The organism is Streptomyces sp. WM6386 (assembly GCF_000972385.1).
Taxonomy (GTDB): Bacteria; Actinomycetota; Actinomycetes; order Streptomycetales; family Streptomycetaceae; genus Streptomyces.
In genome coordinates this window covers 1-541 of the sequence record NZ_JXTE01000415.1, presented here as the reverse complement: position 1 = coordinate 541, position 541 = coordinate 1, and the positions used below count along the sequence as shown (strand labels likewise).

General features: G+C 68.2%; 1 pseudogene. It reads left to right on the top strand.

Annotation, left to right across the window (positions count from 1 at the left end):
• Positions 1–541, top strand: a pseudogene (locus tag TN53_RS42010) (hypothetical protein); the annotation flags it as partial.

Here is a 541-nt window from a genome sequence, read left to right as displayed (position 1 = left end):
CCCGAGAAGCTTCTGCGTGTCACGGCACTGGACCGCGCCCTCAACGAGGAGCTGCGCGTGCGTGTCGGGGACGTCGAGCCCGGGGTCGACGACAACGGCACTGAGCCGGTGGCGGGAACCGCACCGGCGGTCAAGCTGGTCGAGGGACAGACCGGGAGCGAGGGGTCCGCAGGAGTTGTCACTGTGCCCGTCACCGCGGTCAACACGGCCGACTACCAGGTGACGGGTGACGCGTTGAAGGGGAGCGTCGGTGACACGGTGACGATGAAGGCGACGTTCACCAACGCCGGGCCCGCCTGGGTTCAGCCCAGGGAAGGGGATCAGGTCGTCAGGGTGATCATCCCGCCTCCCGCTGGAACGTCCGTCGCCAAGCGCGGCCAGTTCTGCCGTGCGGAGGGCAAGACGTATGTCTGCGGCATGCGGTCGCTCAATGAGGGCAGCGGCGAGACCTACACCTTCGAGCTGAAGATCGACAAGCGGGTGGCGGGCGCCAAGGGCTCGGTGGCGCTGAGCACGGAAGCGCGGCCGTTCGACCCCAACA